At 66.2% G+C, this 17696-nt stretch carries 17 protein-coding genes and 2 pseudogenes; 7 read left to right on the top strand and 12 right to left on the bottom strand.

Features of this window, described 5'->3' with window-relative positions:
* Positions 1-31: 31 nt before the first annotated feature.
* The 5 genes from OMP44_RS04300 to edd all read right to left on the bottom strand — a co-directional run bounded on the left by OMP44_RS04300 (position 32) and on the right by edd (position 6647).
* Positions 32-1294 carry an ABC transporter substrate-binding protein gene (locus OMP44_RS04300; RefSeq protein WP_208691501.1) on the bottom strand — a complete coding sequence of 421 codons (1263 nt, stop codon included), beginning with the start codon at positions 1292-1294 and terminating at the stop codon, positions 32-34.
* A gap of 124 nt (positions 1295-1418) precedes the next feature.
* Positions 1419-2867 carry an ATP-binding protein gene (locus tag OMP44_RS04295; RefSeq protein ID WP_280306664.1) on the bottom strand — a complete coding sequence of 483 codons (1449 nt, stop codon included), beginning with the start codon at positions 2865-2867 and terminating at the stop codon, positions 1419-1421.
* Positions 2857-3597, bottom strand: a complete 741-nt coding sequence (locus OMP44_RS04290; RefSeq protein ID WP_133860874.1) for a response regulator — start codon at positions 3595-3597, stop codon at positions 2857-2859. The genes OMP44_RS04295 and OMP44_RS04290 overlap by 11 nt, the downstream gene beginning before the upstream one ends.
* A gap of 246 nt (positions 3598-3843) precedes the next feature.
* Complete coding sequence (locus OMP44_RS04285; protein ID WP_280306661.1) at positions 3844-4821, bottom strand: glucokinase; 978 nt, start codon at positions 4819-4821, stop codon at positions 3844-3846.
* A complete protein-coding gene (gene edd, locus OMP44_RS04280) occupies positions 4818-6647 on the bottom strand; it encodes a phosphogluconate dehydratase (RefSeq protein ID WP_158895346.1) in 1830 nt (609 codons plus the stop codon). The genes OMP44_RS04285 and edd overlap by 4 nt, the downstream gene beginning before the upstream one ends.
* A 136-nt stretch (positions 6648-6783) precedes the next feature.
* On the opposite strand from edd, the gene gap reads away from it, so the two are divergent.
* Complete coding sequence (gene gap / locus OMP44_RS04275; RefSeq protein WP_017641313.1) at positions 6784-7788, top strand: type I glyceraldehyde-3-phosphate dehydrogenase; 1005 nt, start codon at positions 6784-6786, stop codon at positions 7786-7788.
* A 611-nt stretch (positions 7789-8399) separates the two neighbouring features.
* Here the strand turns inward: gap and scpB are convergent.
* On the bottom strand, positions 8400-9143 hold the full coding sequence (gene scpB / locus OMP44_RS04270; protein WP_280306656.1) for an SMC-Scp complex subunit ScpB: 744 nt from the start codon (positions 9141-9143) through the stop codon (positions 8400-8402).
* 137 nt (positions 9144-9280) lie between these two features.
* Here scpB and OMP44_RS04265 point away from each other — a divergent pair, with 137 nt between their 5' ends.
* From OMP44_RS04265 to OMP44_RS24790, 4 genes and pseudogenes are all read left to right on the top strand, one after another.
* Positions 9281-10267, top strand: coding sequence for a GlxA family transcriptional regulator (locus tag OMP44_RS04265; protein ID WP_280306654.1), 987 nt, complete (start codon positions 9281-9283; stop codon positions 10265-10267).
* The gene (locus OMP44_RS04260) at positions 10245-10478 is read left to right on the top strand and encodes a DUF1272 domain-containing protein (protein WP_348529675.1); all 234 of its coding nucleotides are present in this window, start codon (positions 10245-10247) and stop codon (positions 10476-10478) included. Before OMP44_RS04265 ends, OMP44_RS04260 begins: the two co-directional genes overlap by 23 nt.
* Before the next feature lie 137 nt (positions 10479-10615).
* Positions 10616-11008 (top strand): annotated as a pseudogene (locus tag OMP44_RS04255) (helix-turn-helix domain-containing protein); the annotation flags it as partial.
* A complete protein-coding gene (locus tag OMP44_RS24790; RefSeq protein WP_348529675.1) occupies positions 10986-11219 on the top strand; it encodes a DUF1272 domain-containing protein in 234 nt (77 codons plus the stop codon). The pseudogene OMP44_RS04255 and the gene OMP44_RS24790, both read left to right, overlap by 23 nt.
* A gap of 436 nt (positions 11220-11655) precedes the next feature.
* On the opposite strand, the gene OMP44_RS04245 is transcribed toward OMP44_RS24790, so the two are convergent.
* The 5 genes and pseudogenes from OMP44_RS04245 to OMP44_RS04225 all read right to left on the bottom strand — a co-directional run.
* Positions 11656-12567 carry a bestrophin family protein gene (locus OMP44_RS04245; RefSeq protein WP_280306652.1) on the bottom strand — a complete coding sequence of 304 codons (912 nt, stop codon included), beginning with the start codon at positions 12565-12567 and terminating at the stop codon, positions 11656-11658.
* A complete protein-coding gene (locus OMP44_RS04240) occupies positions 12564-13046 on the bottom strand; it encodes a GNAT family N-acetyltransferase (protein WP_280306651.1) in 483 nt (160 codons plus the stop codon). The genes OMP44_RS04245 and OMP44_RS04240 overlap by 4 nt, the downstream gene beginning before the upstream one ends.
* A gap of 50 nt (positions 13047-13096) precedes the next feature.
* Positions 13097-13621, bottom strand: a complete 525-nt coding sequence (locus tag OMP44_RS04235; protein WP_280306649.1) for a chromate transporter — start codon at positions 13619-13621, stop codon at positions 13097-13099.
* The gene (locus tag OMP44_RS04230) at positions 13618-14169 is read right to left on the bottom strand and encodes a chromate transporter (RefSeq protein WP_133860883.1); all 552 of its coding nucleotides are present in this window, start codon (positions 14167-14169) and stop codon (positions 13618-13620) included. The genes OMP44_RS04235 and OMP44_RS04230 overlap by 4 nt, the downstream gene beginning before the upstream one ends.
* Positions 14170-14296: 127 nt before the next feature.
* Positions 14297-14620: pseudogene (locus tag OMP44_RS04225) on the bottom strand (GntT/GntP/DsdX family permease); the annotation flags it as partial.
* 210 nt (positions 14621-14830) lie between these two features.
* On the opposite strand from OMP44_RS04225, the gene OMP44_RS04220 reads away from it, so the two are divergent.
* Together OMP44_RS04220 and OMP44_RS04215 are read left to right on the top strand one after the other, a co-directional pair.
* Entirely contained in the window at positions 14831-15463 is a 633-nt protein-coding gene (locus OMP44_RS04220; protein ID WP_133860885.1) for a cyclodeaminase/cyclohydrolase family protein, read from the top strand.
* Positions 15464-15469: 6 nt separating this feature from the next.
* Complete coding sequence (locus tag OMP44_RS04215) at positions 15470-16723, top strand: DUF2254 domain-containing protein (RefSeq protein WP_133860886.1); 1254 nt, start codon at positions 15470-15472, stop codon at positions 16721-16723.
* Positions 16724-16733: 10 nt separating this feature from the next.
* Here the strand turns inward: OMP44_RS04215 and OMP44_RS04210 are convergent, their stop codons facing one another.
* Positions 16734-17672, bottom strand: a complete 939-nt coding sequence (locus tag OMP44_RS04210; RefSeq protein WP_133860887.1) for a cation diffusion facilitator family transporter — start codon at positions 17670-17672, stop codon at positions 16734-16736.
* Positions 17673-17696: the final 24 nt, after the last annotated feature.

Genomic DNA, 17696 nt, shown 5'->3' with positions numbered 1-17696 from the left:
CAGCGGCGGACCGCCATGGCCGCGATTGACCTTACTTGGCGGCCTGGATGGCAGCGACCAGTTGCTCGGTGGCCTTCTTCGGATCGGCGTTGGCGTCGTTGAAGAAGTTGGTCACCACGTCGAAGATCGCACCCTGCACATAGCTGGTATTGGCCATGCTGTGCGCCATGCTCGGCTCGGCCTTGCCATCGGCATTGGCCGCCTGGAAGTCCTTGGCGGACTGCTGGGCGCAGCTGTCGAACTTGGCCAGGTCGATGTCGTTGCGCACCGGGATGGAGCCCTTGTTGAGGTTGAACACCTCCTGGAAGGGCTTGTCGATGACGGTGCGCACCAGGTCGTCCTGGGCCTTCTGGTTGTCCTTGTTCTTGATCTTGAACATGGCCAGGGAGTCGATGTTGTAGATGAAGTCGCCCTGGGTGCCCGGCATCACCACGCACTCGTAGTCGACGCCCGGCTTCTTGCCGGCCGCGGTGAATTCGGCCTTGGCCCAGTCACCCATGATCTGCATGCCCGCCTTGCCCTCGATAACCATGGCGGTGGCCAGGTTCCAGTCGCGACCGGCGGCATTGGGATCGACATAGCCCTTGACGCGCTTGAAGGTCTTGAACACCTCGACCATCTTGTCGCTGCGAATGGTGTCGGCATCGGTCTGCACGAAGACCTTGTCGTAGCCTTCCGGACCCATGATGGCCATGACCAGGGATTCGAAGATGGTGCCGTCCTGCCAGTTCTGACCGCCATGGGCCAGGGGTACGACGCCGGCGGCCTTGAGCTTGTCGGCGGCCTCGAAGAATTCGTCCAGGGTGGTGGGGACCTTGGCGCCGGCCTTCTTGAAGACGGCGGGGTTGATCCACAGCCAGTTGATGCGGTGGATGCCGGCCGGCACCGCGACGTACTCGCCATCGTGCTGCATGGTCTGGGCCACGCGCTTGGGCAGGATGGTGTCCCAGTTGCCCTGCTTGGCGATGTCACTGATGTCCGCCAGGAAGCCCATGCTGGCCCATTCCTGGATGTCGGGGCCCTTGAGCTGGGCGGCGGACGGCGGATTGCCGGACACGGCGCGGGTCTTGAGCACGGTCATGGCGGCCTCGCCGGCGCCACCGGCCACGGCGAAGTCCTTCCAGGTATCGCCCTGCTTCTGCATCAGCTGCTTGAGGACATCGACGGCGCGAGCCTCGCCACCGGAGGTCCACCAGTGCAGCACCTCGACCTCACCGGCATGGGCGGTCAGGGGGGCGGCGAGCGCGGCGCAGGAAAGGGAAACGGCGAGAGCGAGACGATTCAACGCATTCATGAGGGGGTCGTTCCTTGTTGTTTTTTTATTGGAGCTGGGCGGAGTCTAGTCAGACGCCTGCGGCCGTGGGTAACGAAGGGAAGGAGTTTTGTCACGAGCTGGTGACATAACGTCACACCAATGCTCAGGTGCGCGGGAGAGTAAGGGTGACCCGCAGACCGCCCTCGCGGCGATTGCGCAGCTCCACTTCGCCACCATGGGCGTGAGCCAGGTTGCGGGCGATGCCCAGGCCCAGGCCATAGCCATGGCGGTCGGTGGCCAGGCGGACATGGGGCTGGAACACCTGCTCCAGTTCCTGCTCCGGCACCCCCGGTCCTTCGTCGTCGACATGCAGGACGAAGGCATGACCGTCGTCTTCCACCTGCAGGTGGGCGCGGTAGCCATACTTGAGGGCGTTGTCCAGCAGATTGCCGATGCAGCGCTTGAGCGCCAGCGGCTTGCCCAGCAGGGTGCCCCGGGCTTCCCCGGTGAGGCGCGCCCGCGGCGGTTGCTCCTGGGTGAAGGGCTCCACCAGTTGTTCCAGCAGCGCCTGCAGGTCGACCGGCTCCAGGTTCTCGTGGATGTCAGTGTCCTTGACGCACTGCAGGGCCCCCTTGACCAGCAGATCCAGCTCGTCCAGATCGCGCACCAGCTTGGCCTGCATCAGCTCGTCATCCAGCAGTTCGGCGCGCAGGCGCAACCGGGTGATGGGCGTACGCAGGTCGTGGGAGATGGCGCTGAACAGCTGGGCGCGCTCGTCCAGGTAGCGGGCGATGCGTTCGCGCATGGCGTTGAAGGCGCGGGTAACCTCGCGGATCTCCTGGGCGCCCTCCTCGCGCACCGGCGGCGTATGGACCTCCAGCGACAGCTCCCGCGCGGCACGCGACAGCCGTTTGAGCGGGCGACTCTGCCAGCGGATCAGCAGGCCGATGAACAGCAGCAGGAAGGCGCTGCTGAAGACCATGAACAGCAGCTGCTGCAAGGGCAGCCAGGACTCGTCCAGGCTGTAGTAGGGCGCCGGCATCAGGGTAGCGAGATAGACCCACTCCCCTTCGCCGATGCGGATCTGGGTCACTAGTACCGGCGGCTCCAGCGGCTCCAGACTCAGGGCATAGTGCGCCCAGGAGCGCGGCAGTTCGTCGAGGGCCACGGCGCCGTTGAACAGCCGCAGCTGCTGGGGGCCGATGAATTCCACGTACATGGGCATGGCCGCGCCCAGGCGCTCGCGCAGCACCGCCTCGACGCCCTGGAGCACCGCCCGGCGGCCGGGGGTGTCCGGCAGCGCCTGCATGGTCAGCGGCTTTTCGTTGAGCGAGACGAAGAAGCGCGTGCCGCCCATGTTGCGCAACTGCTCCAGCACCAGTGGCCGATAGGCCGGCGGCAGCAGGCTGAAATAGCGCACGCTGGCGGCGATGGAATAGCCCAGGCTGCGGGCGGCGGTCTGCAAGCCCTGGTTGCGGTCGCTGCGCAGGGAAGCCGACCAGAACAGCGCCGAGGCGCCCTGGGCCAGCAGTACCGCCAGCAGGGTCAGCAGCAGCATCCGCGCCAGCAGGGAGCGCGGCACCAGCCGCGCGAGCGGACCGCTACACCGCATCGGCGACCAGTCCGCTGACCTCGGCGGCGAGCAGGTAGCCGGAACCACGCACGGTGCGGATCAGTCGCGGCGACTTGCCGGTGTCTCTCAGCCGCTGACGCAGGCGGCTGACCGCCATGTCGACGATGCGCTCCAGCGGCAGCACCTCGCGCCCGCGGGTAGCATTGGCGATGGTGTCGCGATCGAGTATCTGCTGGGGATGGTCGAGAAACAGCTTGAGCAGGGTGAAATCGGCGCCGGAGAGGATGACCTCCTCGCCATCGCGATGGAACAGCCGGTGACTGACCGGATCCAGGCGCCAGTCGTCGAAGGTCAGCAGACCGGTGGCCGCCGGGCGCGTCTCGCCGAAGCCGGCACGGCGCAGCAGCGCCTTGATGCGGGCCAGCAATTCGCGCGGACTGAAGGGTTTGCCCAGGTAGTCGTCGGCGCCCAGTTCCAGGCCTATGACCCGATCCGCTTCGTCGGAACTGGCGGTGAGCATGATGATGGGGACCTGTCGGCAACTCGACTGCTCGCGCATCCAGCGGCAGAGGGCGAAGCCGTCCTCGCCGGGGAGCATGACATCGAGGATCAGCAGATCGGGGACGAAGTCGCCCAGCGCCCGGCGCAATTCGCGGCCATCGCCGACGGCGCGCACCAGATAGCCGGCACGGGTGAGGTAGGCTTCGAGCAGCTCACGGATTTCCCCGTCGTCGTCGACGACCAGGAGGGATTTGCCCAGGGTGGACATGGCGATGTTCGCTCTTGTTGTTCTGGCCCGAGGCCAGCTACCGGTAGTGCCGGCAGCATACCGGGGCCGGGCGACCTTGAGTAGTCGCCCGGCTCCGGAGTGGATCGGAGCCCGTTCAAAGGCTCGCGAGCTAGAGCCAAACAAGGCAAAAATGGCTGAGGAAGCGGAGTTTACGAGTGGTAAATGAGCATTCCGAAGCCATTTTAACGCAGTTTGGCCGACGCGCAGCAGACTTTGAACAGGCTCTTAGACCTGGCGCGCTTCGGCGATGGTCTGGTCCAGGGCGACGCCGGCACCGAACAGCCCCGGGTACTCGGCGGTCACCAGCCAGGCCGGGATGTCCTTGAGGTAGGCGCTGCTGGTCTTGCCCTTGTCGGCGAAGGCATGGGCGAAGGCCCCGCTCTGGAAACGCTCGACGAAGCGCGGCAGGATGCCGCCGGCGATGTAGACGCCACCCAGGGCGCCCAGGGTGAGGGCCGCGTTGCCGGCGACCCGCGCCAGCCAGATGAAGAACTGCTCCAGCACGGCGTCGGCATAGGGGTCACCCTTGAGCGCCAGCTCGCAGATGTCCGCCGCGCTGTGCAGGGCGGCGGTGCGGCCGTCCAGTTCGCAACTCGCGTGATAGAGGTTGACCAGGCCGCTGCCGGACACCACGCGCTCGGCGGAGACGTGGTTGCCGAACTGGCGCTTGAGGATCTTCCAGATATCGAATTCGCGCTGGGTGTTGATCGGCAGGTCGACGTGACCACCCTCGCTCGGCAACACGATCCAGCGATCCTTGCCACTGGGTACCAGGCTGGCGAGACCCAGGCCGGTGCCTGGCCCGATCACCAGGCGCGGACGGGTCGGCAAGGCGGTGCCGTCGCGCACCTGGACGGAGTCCGCCGGGTCCAGGCGGGCGATGGCCCAGGCCATGGACGTGAAGTCGTTGATCAGCAGCAGATGGGTCAGCCCCAGCTCGCGACAGAATTGCTCGCGCTTGATCACCCAGTGATTGTTGGTGAAGCGGAAATCACCCTCGCCCACCGGGCCCGCACAGGCGAGGCACACGGCGGTGATGTCATCCAGCGCCACGCCGCTCTGCGCCAGATACTTGCGCACGGCATCTTCCGGACAGGCGTAATCCGCACAGGCGAAGACCTCGATGGCCTCCAGGCGACCGTCGCGCCACAGGGCGAAGCGGGCATTGGTGCCCCCGATGTCGCCAACCAAAGCCAAACTCATTTCAGCGCCTCCAGACTGGAAGTGAATGCACTGGCACCCGATTCGGCGGTACTCATGGCGCCGCGCATGAAGGCGAACAACTCACGACCACAGCCTACCCCGGTGCCCTGGGGCGCTTCGACCGCCTGGCGAGCCATCCATTCGTCCGCCGGGACCAGAATCTTCAGCTCTCCGGTGCGTCCATCGACACGAATGAGATCGTCGTCACAGACCTTGGCCAGCGGCCCGCCGTCGATGGCTTCCGGACAGAGGTGGATCGCCGCCGGGACCTTGCCCGAGGCACCGGACATGCGGCCGTCGGTGACCAGCGCCACCTTGAAACCGCGATCCTGCAGCACGCCGAGGTAGGGGGTGAGCTTGTGCAGCTCGGGCATGCCCAGGGCCTTGGGCCCCTGGAAACGTACCACCGCGACGAAGTCGCGCTCCAGCTCGCCGGCCTTGAAGGCGGCCGCCAGTTCGCTCTGGTCATGGAAGACCCGCGCCGGGGCTTCCACCACCTGATGGTTGGGCGCCACCGCCGACACCTTCATCACGCCACGCCCGAGATTGCCCTGCATGACGCGCAGGCCGCCCTCCTCGTTGAACGGCCGGCTGGCCGGACGCAGGATGTCCTCGTCCAGGCTTTCGGCCCGGCCGGTGCGCCACTCCAGCTTGCCGTCCACCAGGAAGGGTTCCTGCAGGTAGCGCGACAGGCCACGGCCCATGATGGTGTTGACGTCTTCGTGCAGCAGTCCGGCTTCGAGCAGGGTGTGCACCATGAAGTTGACGCCACCGGCGGCATGGAAGTGGTTCACGTCGGCCTTGCCGTTGGGATAGACCTGGGCCAGGGTCGGGGTGACCGCCGAGATCTCGGCCATGTCGTCCCAGGTCAGCTGGATACCGGCGGCCTGGGCGATGGCCGGGATGTGCAGGGTGTGGTTGGTCGAGCCACCGGTGGCGCTCAGGGCTACCACCGAGTTGACGATGGACTTCTCGTCGACGATCTCGCCCAGCGGCATGAAGTTGCCGCCCTGATGGGTGATGCGGGTCACCTGGCGCGCCGCCTCGCGGGTGAGTTCGTCACGCAGCGGGGTGTAGGGATTGACGAAGGAGGAGCCCGGCAGGTGCAGGCCCATGACCTCCATCACCACCTGATTGGTGTTGGCGGTGCCATAGAAGGTGCAGGTGCCAGGGCTGTGGTAGGACTTCATCTCCGACTCCAGCAACTCTTCGCGGGTCGCCTTGCCCTCGGCGAAGGCCTGGCGCACGCGCGCCTTCTCCTTGTTGGAGATGCCCGATGGCATGGGGCCGCCCGGGACGAAGATCATCGGCAGATGGCCGAAGCGCAGCGCGCCGATCATCAGGCCGGGGATGATCTTGTCGCAGATGCCCAGCAGCAGCGCGGCGTCGAACATGTTGTGCGACAGCGCCACGGCGGTGGACATGGCGATGACTTCACGACTCGCCAGGCTGAGCTCCATGCCGGCCTCGCCCTGGGTCACGCCGTCGCACATGGCCGGCACGCCACCGGCGAACTGACCGACGGAGCCGATCTCGCGCAGGGCCTGTTTGATCAGCTCCGGATAGTGCTCATAGGGCTGGTGAGCCGACAACATGTCGTTGTAGCTGGAAACGATGGCGACGTTGGCCTGGTCCATCAAACGGAGGCGCTGCTTATCCGTCGAGGATCCACACCCGGCGACGCCATGGGCGAAATTGGCGCATTGCAGCTTGCCGCGCTGCGGACCGTCGCTGGCGGCGGCCCGGATCATGGCGAGGTAACGCTCACGGGTCGGACGACTGCGTTCCACCAACCGCTGTGTGACTTCGAGGACGCGAGGATGCATGGTTTCGATTCTCCACCGGGCTAAATTTGTTGTTATTTCAAACATTCACAGCCAAATTGGCGCTATTATTCCGCTTAGCACGCGTCATGTGTAATGTTTTTTACAACAAAACCCAGCTATCGCGAGGTTTCTCTCAATGAGTATTCGTATTGCCATCAATGGTTTTGGACGCATCGGCCGCAACGTGCTGCGGGCGCTGTACACCGAGGGCTATCGCCAGGACCTGGAGGTCGTCGCGATCAACGACCTGGGCGACGCCGCCATCAATGCGCATCTCCTACAGTATGACAGCGTTCATGACCGCTTCCCTGCCGAGGTGTCCGTCGAGGGCGACAAGCTGGTGGTCAATGGCGACCGCATCGCCGTGACGGCCATCCGCAACCCGGCCGAGCTGCCGTGGAAGGATCTGAAGGTCGACGTGGTGTTCGAATGCACCGGCCTCTTCACCAGCCGCGACAAGGCCGCTGCCCACCTGGAAGCCGGCGCCTCCAAGGTAATCATCTCGGCACCGGGCAAGGACGTGGACGCCACCATCGTCTATGGCGTCAATGACAACATCCTGCGCCAGTCGCACCAGATCATCTCCAACGCCTCCTGCACCACCAACTGCCTGGCGCCGGTCGCCCAGGTGCTGCAGCGCGAACTGGGTATCGAGAACGGTCTGATGACCACCATCCATGCCTACACCAACGACCAGAACCTGTCGGACGTCTACCACTCCGACCCCTTCCGGGCGCGTTCGGCCACCCAGTCGATGATTCCGACCAAGACCGGTGCCGCCGAGGCCGTGGGCCTGGTTCTGCCGGAGTTGCAAGGCAAGTTTAGCGGCATGGCGGTGCGGGTGCCGACCATCAACGTGTCGCTGGTCGATTTGACCATCCTGACCGCCAAGGAAACCGACGCCAAGACCATCAACGCCTTCATGAAGGCGGCGGCCGAAGCCTCGCCGGTCCTGGGCTACAACGACAAGCCGCTGGTCTCCATCGACTTCAACCATAACCGCCTGTCGTCGATCTTCGACGCCAACCACACCAAGGTGAGCGGCAAGCTGGTGAAGATCATGGCGTGGTACGACAACGAGTGGGGCTTCTCCAACCGCATGCTCGATACCTGCAAGGCGCTGGTCAACGCGCCGGCCTGAGACCTCTAGGTCTGGGTTGGAAAAAAGCGCCTTCGGGCGCTTTTTTCGTTTTCGGTTGCGGCAAGGTTGGTCCACCGATGCGGCGGCTCTTACGGAGAGTTCCGGAGATAGGAGAAATTGTCTTTATCGCGGATATGGGCCGCTCCTACAAAAGGTCCAGCTGCTGCAGGAGCGGTCGCTACGGCGCACTGCCATGGCCGCGATGCGCATCTGATAACTGGAAAACCGTAGCGTGGAAAACGGCGCAGCCTTTTCCGCTCGGGCATGCCCCGTAAGCCCAGCCCTCACCCCAGCCCTCTCCCACAGAGAGAGGGTTATTCGAGCGAGGGGTGATCTTCCGCAGTCAGGGGAGCAGCGTAGCGTGGAAAACGGCGCAGCCTTTTCCGCTTGGGCATACCCCGTAAGCCCGGCCCTCACCCCAGCCCTCTCCCACAGGGAGAGGGGGTTGATCGAGCGAGGGTCGTCTTCCGCAGTCAGGGGAGCACCGTAGCGTGGAAAACGGCGCAGCCTTTTCCGCTTGGGCATGCCCCGTAAGCCCGGCCCTTTCCGGCTGAAGAGGGTGGTTCAGTAGATAGGTTGGGTTGAGCAGCGCGAAGCCCAACAGGCCTGACTCAACCCTCGTCTTCCTCGTCCGCCGCCTGGCGCAGGTCATCGAAATCGGTCTTGAGGCCGGTCTCCATGGCGTCCAGCTCGGTGAGCAGGGTACGGAAACTGGTGCGCTCGGGGATCACCAGGGTGTCCTCCTCGTCCTTCGGCTCCCCTCCCCCCAGCGCCGCCAGGCTCAGCTCGGGGTCTTCCAGCACCGAGGCCGGTTCGGGTTCCAGCTGGCGCACCTCGGCAAGGGGCGGCAGCTGGTCGAGGCTGCGCAGGTCGAAGTAGTCGAGAAAGGTTTTGGTGGTGGCGAACATCGCCGGGCGGCCGGGCACGTCGCGATAGCCGACCACGCGGATCCAGTCGCGCTCCAGCAGCGTCTTGACGATCTGGCTGTTGACCGCCACCCCGCGCACCTCCTCGATCTCGCCACGGGTAATGGGCTGCCGATAGGCGATCAGCGCCAGGGTCTCCAGCATGGCGCGGGAATAGCGTGGCGGACGCTCTTCCCAGAGGCGTCCGACCCAGGGCGCGTATTGCTCGCGTACCTGCAGGCGGTAGCCGGACGCCACTTCCTTGAGTTCGAAGCCGCGTTTGCGACAGGAGCCGCCGAGTACGGCGAGGCCGGCGCGCAGATGCGCGGGCTCGGGCCGTTCGTACTCTTCGAAGAGCTCGGCCAGGCGTTCCAGGGTCAGGGGTCGGCCGGCGGCGAGCAGGATGGCTTCCAGCAGGGGCGCCAGTTGCTTGGGATCGGTGTAGTTCATGGGCGGCGATGATAAGGCCGGGCGCGGGTCACGCCAAATCCAACCTGCCACCGGATGGCGAGATCCGTGGGGTCTTTGACCTTGTCGCCTACATGGACGCCGAGGCATGCTCGCCAAATCGCTACGGAGAGCCATCCATGCCGCTGATCGCTGCGCTGCTCTACCCTGACGTCATGAGCCTGGACGTCACCGGCCCGCTGCAGGTCTTCGCCTCGGCCAATCTGGAACGGGAACGCCAGGGACTGCCTGCCTATTACCAGCTGCGCCTGCTGGGCGCCGCCGAGGGGCTGGTCAGGACTTCGGCCGGTATCGGTATCCAGGCCGAACAGAGCTGGTACGACCTCGACGTGGGCGAGGTGGATACCCTGTTGATTCCCGGCGGCATAGGCATCGAGACGCTACGCCAGGATGCCGGCTTGCAGGCCTGGCTGCGCGATCTGGAACCCCGGGTGCGACGGGTCGGCTCGGTGTGTTCCGGCGCCCTGCTGCTGGCCAGCGCCGGGCTGCTGAACGGTCGCCGCGCCACCACCCACTGGGCCTATGTCGACGAACTCGTCACCTTTGCGGCCATCGAGGTTCAGGGCGATCGCCTGCATACCTACGACCCCCTGGGGCACGATGGCGATCCCCATGTCTTTACCTCGGCCGGCGTCACCGCCGGCATCGATCTGGCCCTGGCGCTGGTGGAAGCCGATCTCGGACGTCCGCTGGCGCTGGCGGTGGCGCGCCGACTGGTGATGTTCCTGCGCCGTCCCGGCGGCCAGGCGCAATTCAGCGCCTGTCTGGCGCCCGATCCGGGACGGACGCCACGACTGGCCGCCCTGCTCGACTGGATTCCCGGTCACCTGGGGGAAGACCTGGGACTGGAGCGCCTGGCCGAGCGTGCCCATATGGCACCACGCACCCTGTCGCGGCTGTTCAGCCGCGAGGTCGGCATGGGCCCGGGCCGCTATGTCGAGCAGGTCCGCCTGGAGACGGCGCGGGTGCTCTTGCAGGATGGCCAGGCGTCCATCGGTACGGTCTCGCGCCTGTGCGGCTTCGGCCATCCGGAAAATCTCCGGCGCACCTTTCACAAACACCTGGCGGTCAGCCCCCAGGACTATGCGGCGCGCTTTGGCGCCTGATCAGGGAGAGACAGCCATGCTGGAAATGCGGACCTCGTGTGAACACTGCGCCAAGGCCTTGCCGATGGGCAGCGAAGAGGCGGTGATCTGCTCCTATGAGTGCACCTTTTGCACGGAATGCGCCGCCGGGCCGATGCAGGAGCGCTGTCCGAATTGTCGCGGGGAGCTGGTGAGGCGTCCTCGGCGAGTACCCAAGGACGCGGACGACTGAATCGCCAGCGGGCATATCGACAGGCGTAGCGTGGAAAACGGCGCAGCCTTTTCCACTGGGTGTCGTAGCGAGGCGTGCCCTCACCCCAACCCTCTCCCAGGGGGAGAGGGGGCGATCCGAGCAGGCGTTCGTCTCTGCTGGTGATGTTCCTGCGCCGTCCCGGCGGCCAGGCGCAATTCAGCGCCTGTCTGGCGCCCGATCCGGGACGGACGCCACGGCTGGCCGCCCTGCTCGACTGGATTCCCGGTCACCTGGGGGAAGACCTGGGACTGGAGCGCCTGGCCGAGCGTGCCCATATGGCACCACGCACCCTGTCGCGGCTGTTCAGCCGCGAGGTCGGCATGGGCCCGGGCCGCTATGTCGAGCAGGTCCGCCTGGAGACGGCGCGGGTGCTCTTGCAGGATGGCCAGGCGTCCATCGGTACGGTCTCGCGCCTGTGCGGCTTCGGCCATCCGGAAAATCTCCGGCGCACCTTTCACAAACACCTGGCGGTCAGCCCCCAGGACTATGCGGCGCGCTTTGGCGCCTGATCAGGGAGAGACAGCCATGCTGGAAATGCGGACCTCGTGTGAACACTGCGCCAAGGCCTTGCCGATGGGCAGCGAAGAGGCGGTGATCTGCTCCTATGAGTGCACCTTTTGCACGGAATGCGCCGCCGGGCCGATGCAGGAGCGCTGTCCGAATTGTCGCGGGGAGCTGGTGAGGCGTCCTCGGCGAGTACCCAAGGACGCGGACGACTGAATCGCCAGCGGGCATATCGACAGGCGTAGCGTGGAAAACGGCGCAGCCTTTTCCACTGGGTGTCCGCAGCGAGGCGCGCCCTCACCCCAGCCCTCTCCCAGGGGGAGAGGAGGCGAATCGTGCTGGCGTTCGTCTCTGGCGGAACCGGCGAGCTCCTGATCAATCATCAGGCTACCATCCTGGGTGTACCGTCATGCCCAGTGTCCGCAGCGAGGCGTGCCCTCACCCCAGCCCTCTCCCAGGGGGAGAGGGGGCGATCTGCGCAGGCGTTCGTCTCTGGCGGACCCGGCAAGCTCCTGCTCAATGATCAGGCTACCATCCTGGGCGTACCGTCATGCCCAGCGTCCGCTTTGAGGCATGCCCTCACCCCAGCCCTCTCCCAGGGGGAGAGGGGGCTATTCGTGCAGGCGTTCGGCGCCAGAGCCGCGGTCCACCCTTATCTCAGCAACCCCGCCTCCGCGCGGATCGGCTCCGGCGTAGGCTCGCCCAGCAGATCCAGCACGGCGATCTCCAGACCGCGGCTGAGGGCGTCCAGCGGCAGATGGTTGGGCTGGGTGCCGAAAGGGTCGGCGATCTGGTCGCCCAGGGCGTCCAGGCCGAAGAAGGTGTAGGCCAGCACCAGAACCGCCAGCGGCGTGAACCAACCCAGGCTGTCCACCAGGCAGAACGGCAGCAGAAAGCAATAGACGTGCACCACCCGGTGCAGCATCAGGATGTAGGGATAGGGAATGGGCGTCTGGCGAATGCGTTCGCAGCCGCTGAGCACCGCGGTCAGCCGGTCCAGCTGGTTGTCGACATTGGCGATCAGTGGATCACCAAGCCCTTCCTGTTGTGCCCGGGCAACCAGCATGGTGCCAAGCCGGCGGATCAGCGCACTGGGTCGGTGAGGGACGGCGAGCAGGCTCTCCTCCCCCGCCAGCACCCGTTGCAGATCGGCAGACGGCGCTTCGCGGCGCAGGTGGTCACGCAAGGCATAACCGAAGGCCAGCAGCGGGGTCAGCAACTGGCGGCGCTCGGCCGCGTTCAGCCCGGGTAACAGGGTCTCGACCTGGCGCGCCAGGTTGCGTCCGGCGATCAGCAGCTCGCCCCACAGACCGCGCGCCTCCCAGAAGCGCTGGTAGGCCGTGGTGTTGCGAAAGCCGAGGAAGATCGCCAGGGTCAGGCCCCAGAGGGTCAGGGGCGTGGTGGTGAGGCCGAAGTCGAAGCGCAGGATGACGCCATGGCTCAGGGTCACCGCCAGGCTCAGCAACATCACATAGAGCAGCTTGGGCCAGATCGCCTGGACGATGGAGCCGCGCACCGTGAACAGCAGTTCGCGCAGCGAGGGATTCTGGGGACGGGTGATCACTGGCAAGGCCGTGGCAGTCTGAGATAAATCAGCGCCACCCGCTCATCGGCAACCGAACGTCGCTCTTCGATGGCATAGGGGGTGAAGCCCAAGGTTTGGTAGAGCAGTAGCCCCGCCACGTTTGCGTTGAAACAGGAAAGAACCACTTCACGAGCGCCGTGCGTCTCGAACGCGCGCTCTATCATCATCTTCAGCAGGTAACGTCCGACCCCCTGCCCCCGGTAGGCGGGATCAACGACGGCATTGCCAATCGCATACACCTCATCCGCCCACCTGCAGAAGTTGGAAAATCCCACCACTCGCCCACCCGCCACCACGATGCGGCTGTCGCGACGCTCCGCGATGGCGGCCTGCAACTGAACCGGGGTGAGCGGGAAGTGGGCACGGGGAAACCAGAACATCAGCTCCGTGGGGTTTTTGGAAAATTCGCATAGGGCGGGCAGGTCACTGTCCTGGACCGGCCGATGGCTTAGCTGCAAGGTTATGTCCTCGGGTCGATGGCTAGACGATCTTGCCCAGCTTTTTTGGCTTAGCTACCAAACACTATCCCGACCAGTGCTCCGCCGGCCAGCAGCCACAGCGGGTGCCAGCGGGTGAACAGCGAGCCCAGGGCGCCCGCCGCCAGGATCAGCACCCACAGCGGCGCGGTGGCCACGCTGCTGCCCACCAGCCAGGCGCTGGCCGCCACCAGGCCGACGGTGACCGGCACCAGCCCGGCCTGCAGATGACGGCGCCAGGGCCGGTCGGCGAAGCGCTGCCAGAGGTGCAGCACGCCCAGGGTCAGCAGCGAGGACGGCACGAACTTGGCCAGGGAGGTCACCAGCAGCCCCGGCCAGCCGGCCACATGCCAGCCGATCAACGGCACGATCATCAGATTGGGACCGGGCGCAGCCTGGGCCAGAGCGAACAGCGCGGCGAAGTCGGCGGCGCTCATCCAGCCATGCACCGTCACCACCTGGCGCTGCATCTCCGGCAGCACCGAGTTGCCACCGCCGAAGGCCAGCAGCGACAGCTGGGTGAAGATCAGCGCCAGCGTCAGCAGGGTCGTACTCATAGGCCCTGCCGATAGCTGAGCAGCACGCTGATGGGGGTGAGCACCAGCATGGTCCAGAGCAGCGGCAGCTTGAGCAGCGCCAGGGCGAGAAAGGCCAGGCAGGCGATGCCCAACGCCAGCCAGCGCCCGCGCAGGGGCTGGACGAGCTTGACCGCCATGGCCACCAGCAGCCCGGCCGCCGCTGCGGCGAGCCCGGCGAAGGCGCGACCCACCAGGGGATCGTCGTGGTAGCGGTCGTAGAGCACGCCCAGGCCGACCACCACCAGGGTCGGGCCCACCAGCAGCCCGGCGGCAGCGGCCAGAGCGCCGCTCCAGCCGGCGAATCTCATGCCCACCGCCACCGAGAGATTGATGATGTTGCCGCCCGGCAGGAACTGGCAGAGGCCGAGCAATTCGGTGAACTCCTCCGCCGACAGCCAGCGCCGCTTCTCCACCAGGTAGCGCCGCGCCAGCGGCAGCACCCCGCCGAAGGCCGTGATGCCCAGGCCGAAGAAGCCGAGAAAGAGATCGCGGCGCCGTGGCCGGTTCGAGGTGGAGTCATTATCCATGGGCAGGTGTTCGTCAGATCCAGAGCGACAACAATAGCGTACCTGCAAGGCCGGTGATGGAAACCAGAGTCTGGGGCACCGGCCAGACCCCCAGGGTCTGCTTGAGCTCCAGGCCGAAGGACGCGCGCACCTTGGTCACCCGCGCCATGCCCCACGGCAGGCTGCGGCCCTTGCCCAGTCCCAGCAAAGTACTGGCGATGCGGTCGGCGGCGCCGGATTCGGCCATCAGCGCACCAAGCCTGGAACCCGGCGCGATGATGATGCCGGCCTCGCCGAGGATGCCACCTTCCCCCTTGCTGAACCTCTTGGCCACGGTCTCGGCGGGTCGCCCAGCGATGAAGCTACCATTGAGGATGGACAGCAAGGTTGGCAGACGGGTGACGCCAATGAGCAGGACGACGACCAGAATGACGGCCACACAGCGGAAGATCAGGCAGGTGTCGCGGGTGATCCAGGCGAGCGCAGCAGCATCCGCAGGAGGCTCCTTGTAACTTCCCGTTTCAGGATTACCCTAACTGAAACGCCTCCCAAGGTACGACGCAAATCGAAATAAAGCCTGTCCCTTATTGCACTTAGCGTGCGAACCTCAGCCGTTTCCCACGATCCAAACTGCGGTCGGTCGTGACCGAATCCCCTTCCCTTTTGCTCGCAGGCGGTTGGCATGAACGAAACCTCTACTCTCTGGCAGCAGACCCTCGCCCAGTTCCGCGACGGGACCGGCTCCACCCTGCCCACGCCGGGCAGTGGCGCGGCGGCCACCGTAGCGGCCTGCCTGGGTGTCGCGCTGATCCTCAAGGGCCTGAAGCTCAGCCAGCAGCGCCAGCCGGTGACCCGCCATGCCGACCTGATCGCCGTGGGCGAGCGCCTGCAGGAAGCGCTGAGCACCTGCGCCGATGCCGACGTCCAGGCATTCGCCAACTACCTCGAAGCCGATCGTCAGGCCAGCGGCGCCACCGCGGAGGGCGAACGCCGCCAGCAGGCGCTCAACCTGGCCGCGGCCAACGCCGTGCAGATCCCCATCGCCACCGCTCAGCTGTGCCTGGAAGCCCTAGATCTCGCCGTCATCGCCACGCCGCTCACCGTCGAACCGCTGCGCAGCGACACCCTGGCCGGCGGCCGCCTGGTGCATGGCGCCCTGGGTGCAGTGCTCACCACCGTGGACGCCGACCGCAACGGCCTAAAATCCGGCGATGCCCGCGAAGCCGCCCGGCAGATGCGCGACAAGCTCAGGCAACAGGCCGACCAGCGTCTCGCCCAGCTGAGCGCCACCCCCGTCCCGCCGGCCATGGGCTGACGGCCGGTGCTGGCCCGCCTGGGCTGGGTCCTGCGCGGATTCCAGCGACGCCTGTGGTTTCGCGCCACGCTGTTCTCGGTCGCCGGCGTGGCCACCGCCCTCCTCGCCCTGCTCCTGCGGGACCATATCCCGGCGACGCTGCCGGCCAAGGTCGGCGCCGATGCCGTCGACAAGATCCTCACCATCATCGCCAGCAGCATGCTGGCGGTGACCACCTTTTCGCTGAGCACCATGGTGACGGCCTACAACGCCGCCGCCAGTAGCGTGACGCCCCGTGCCTATCCGCTGCTGCTGGAAGACAGCACCACGCAGAACGCCCTGGCCACCTTTCTCGGCTCCTTCCTGTTCAGCCTGGTCGGCATCATCGCCTTGAGCACCGGCCTCTACGGCGACAACGGCCGGGTGGTGCTCTTTGCCGTGACCCTGGTGGTGATCCTGCTGATCGTCTTCACCCTGCTGCGCTGGATCGACCATCTGTCGCGACTGGGCCAACTGGATGCCACCAGCGACAGCATCGAAGACGCCGCCACACACAGTCTGCAGCGCTGGCTGACCCACCCCTACCTGGGCGGGGTGGCGGCGCCCGTCGATGAGCCCGCCAGTGGCCGCCCGGTCATGGCCGACCGCACCGGTTATCTGCAACGGGTGGACATGCCGCTGCTGGCGGACCTCTGCGGCGACCAGGGTCGCCTGCGCCTGGCCGCCCTGCCCGGGGCCTTCCTCGATCCGGCGCAGCCGTTGCTCTGGGTCGAGGGCTTGCCTGCGGAAAAGGACGAGCGCCTGCGCGCCGCCTTCACCCTGGATGCCCGCCGGGTACACGACCAGGATCCGCGCTTCGGCCTGACGGTACTGGGCGAGATCGCCACCGGGGCACTGGTGCCCTCCCGCAGCGACTCGGGTACCGCCATCGCCATCCTCGGTCGCGCGCAACGCCTGCTGACCGCCCTCACCGAAAGACGCGAGCCGGTCGAGCCCCGCTATCCGCGGATCGAAGTGCCGGACCTGTCGCTGGACGATCTGTTCGACGACTTCTTCCTGCCGGTGGGGCGCGATGCGGCGCCGCTGGTGGAAGTGGGCATGCGCCTGCAGAAAGCCCTCGCGCGCCTGGCGGTCCAGGGTGATGCGCGGATCAGGCGCGAATGCCTGCGGCATTCACGCCTGGCATTGGCCCGGGCCGAGGCCACACTCGGGCAGGCCGAAGACCGCGTCATCCTCCAGCAACTGGCCGCGGACGTCGAACGCCTCTGCACAGCGCGCTAGCAGTACATGGCTAGCGCGACCAAGCCGGATCGGTGGTGAAGGCGATGGTCAGCCAGCGGTCCGGCCCCTCGCCGCCGATGGCCTCGCCGATCTGGTCACGGATGGCGTCCCATTCGTCCAGGGTCTTGGCCGGCCACCCCAGGGGCACGATGAAGTACAGCTCGATCTGCCGCGCCCGTCCGACCTTGGCCACATAGGCGCGATAGTCGAGAAAGCCGAAGCGCGTGACCATGCCCCGGGCGACTTCATCGACCTGCTGCTTGAGCGCCGGCGGGGTCACCATGAGGATCTCGCTGAAGGCCTGCCAGACCAGCTTCAGCGGTATCGGAATGATCAGCACGCAGATGATCGACAGCACCAGGGGATCGATGTAGGGCGTGATCCAGGCATAGGCCGTCCCCTGGGCCAGGGCGCCGACCAGGAAGGCCACCACCAGGGCGGCCGAGATGCTGCCCGACATGATCCAGCTCTTGATGTCGAGCCTGAGGAAGTCCGACTGGATGTCGCGGTTCAGCCGGTGCACGAGGGCGGCGAAACCGAAGCAGCTCAGGGCCGCGACCAGCGCATAGAGCAGCGCCATGCCGAACGCCAGGGCCTTGCCGCCACTCATCAGGCTGATGATCGAGTTGACCAGCGCATAACAGGCCACGATGCACAGCACGCTGCCGTTCAGGGCCAGGACCATGGGTTCGAGGTGCCAGAAACCCATGTTGAAGCGCTCGGCCAGCCGCCGATCGCCCTCCGGTTCCTGCGCATGCCGGTGGATCAGCATGGCCACCAGCAGCGCCACGCCGCTCATGAAGGCGTCGGTCAGTGAATAGAAGCCGTCGAAGACGATGGCATAGGAGCCGGACAGCACTCCGAAGGCGATACCCACGACCGCCAGCAGCACCGTGACGGCAATGGAAAAGCGCAGCACCGTGCGCTCGTTGCTCAGGCGTTTCAACATGCTCGACTCCGGTTGCCGATCGCC

It is taken from the genome of Pseudomonas flavocrustae (assembly GCF_029872515.1).
Lineage (GTDB): Bacteria > Pseudomonadota > Gammaproteobacteria > Pseudomonadales > Pseudomonadaceae > Chryseomonas > Chryseomonas aestiva.
The sequence above is the reverse complement of the archived record's forward strand: the minus strand, read 5'-3'. Positions and strand labels throughout refer to the sequence as shown.

What these genes read in the sequence shown, in the direction of transcription:
- OMP44_RS04300 (WP_208691501.1), bottom strand. Translation starts at nt 1,294, where the DNA reads ATGAATGCGTTGAATCGTCTCGCTCTCGCCGTTTCCCTTTCCTGCGCC.
- OMP44_RS04295 (WP_280306664.1), bottom strand. Translation starts at nt 2,867, where the DNA reads ATGCGGTGTAGCGGTCCGCTCGCGCGGCTGGTGCCGCGCTCCCTGCTG.
- OMP44_RS04290 (WP_133860874.1), bottom strand. Translation starts at nt 3,597, where the DNA reads ATGTCCACCCTGGGCAAATCCCTCCTGGTCGTCGACGACGACGGGGAA.
- OMP44_RS04285 (WP_280306661.1), bottom strand. Translation starts at nt 4,821, where the DNA reads ATGAGTTTGGCTTTGGTTGGCGACATCGGGGGCACCAATGCCCGCTTC.
- edd (WP_158895346.1), bottom strand. Translation starts at nt 6,647, where the DNA reads ATGCATCCTCGCGTCCTCGAAGTCACACAGCGGTTGGTGGAACGCAGT.
- gap (WP_017641313.1), top strand. Translation starts at nt 6,784, where the DNA reads ATGAGTATTCGTATTGCCATCAATGGTTTTGGACGCATCGGCCGCAAC.
- scpB (WP_280306656.1), bottom strand. Translation starts at nt 9,143, where the DNA reads ATGAACTACACCGATCCCAAGCAACTGGCGCCCCTGCTGGAAGCCATC.
- OMP44_RS04265 (WP_280306654.1), top strand. Translation starts at nt 9,281, where the DNA reads ATGCCGCTGATCGCTGCGCTGCTCTACCCTGACGTCATGAGCCTGGAC.
- OMP44_RS04260 (WP_348529675.1), top strand. Translation starts at nt 10,245, where the DNA reads ATGCGGCGCGCTTTGGCGCCTGATCAGGGAGAGACAGCCATGCTGGAA.
- OMP44_RS24790 (WP_348529675.1), top strand. Translation starts at nt 10,986, where the DNA reads ATGCGGCGCGCTTTGGCGCCTGATCAGGGAGAGACAGCCATGCTGGAA.
- OMP44_RS04235 (WP_280306649.1), bottom strand. Translation starts at nt 13,621, where the DNA reads ATGAGTACGACCCTGCTGACGCTGGCGCTGATCTTCACCCAGCTGTCG.
- OMP44_RS04230 (WP_133860883.1), bottom strand. Translation starts at nt 14,169, where the DNA reads ATGGATAATGACTCCACCTCGAACCGGCCACGGCGCCGCGATCTCTTT.
- OMP44_RS04220 (WP_133860885.1), top strand. Translation starts at nt 14,831, where the DNA reads ATGAACGAAACCTCTACTCTCTGGCAGCAGACCCTCGCCCAGTTCCGC.
- OMP44_RS04210 (WP_133860887.1), bottom strand. Translation starts at nt 17,672, where the DNA reads ATGTTGAAACGCCTGAGCAACGAGCGCACGGTGCTGCGCTTTTCCATT.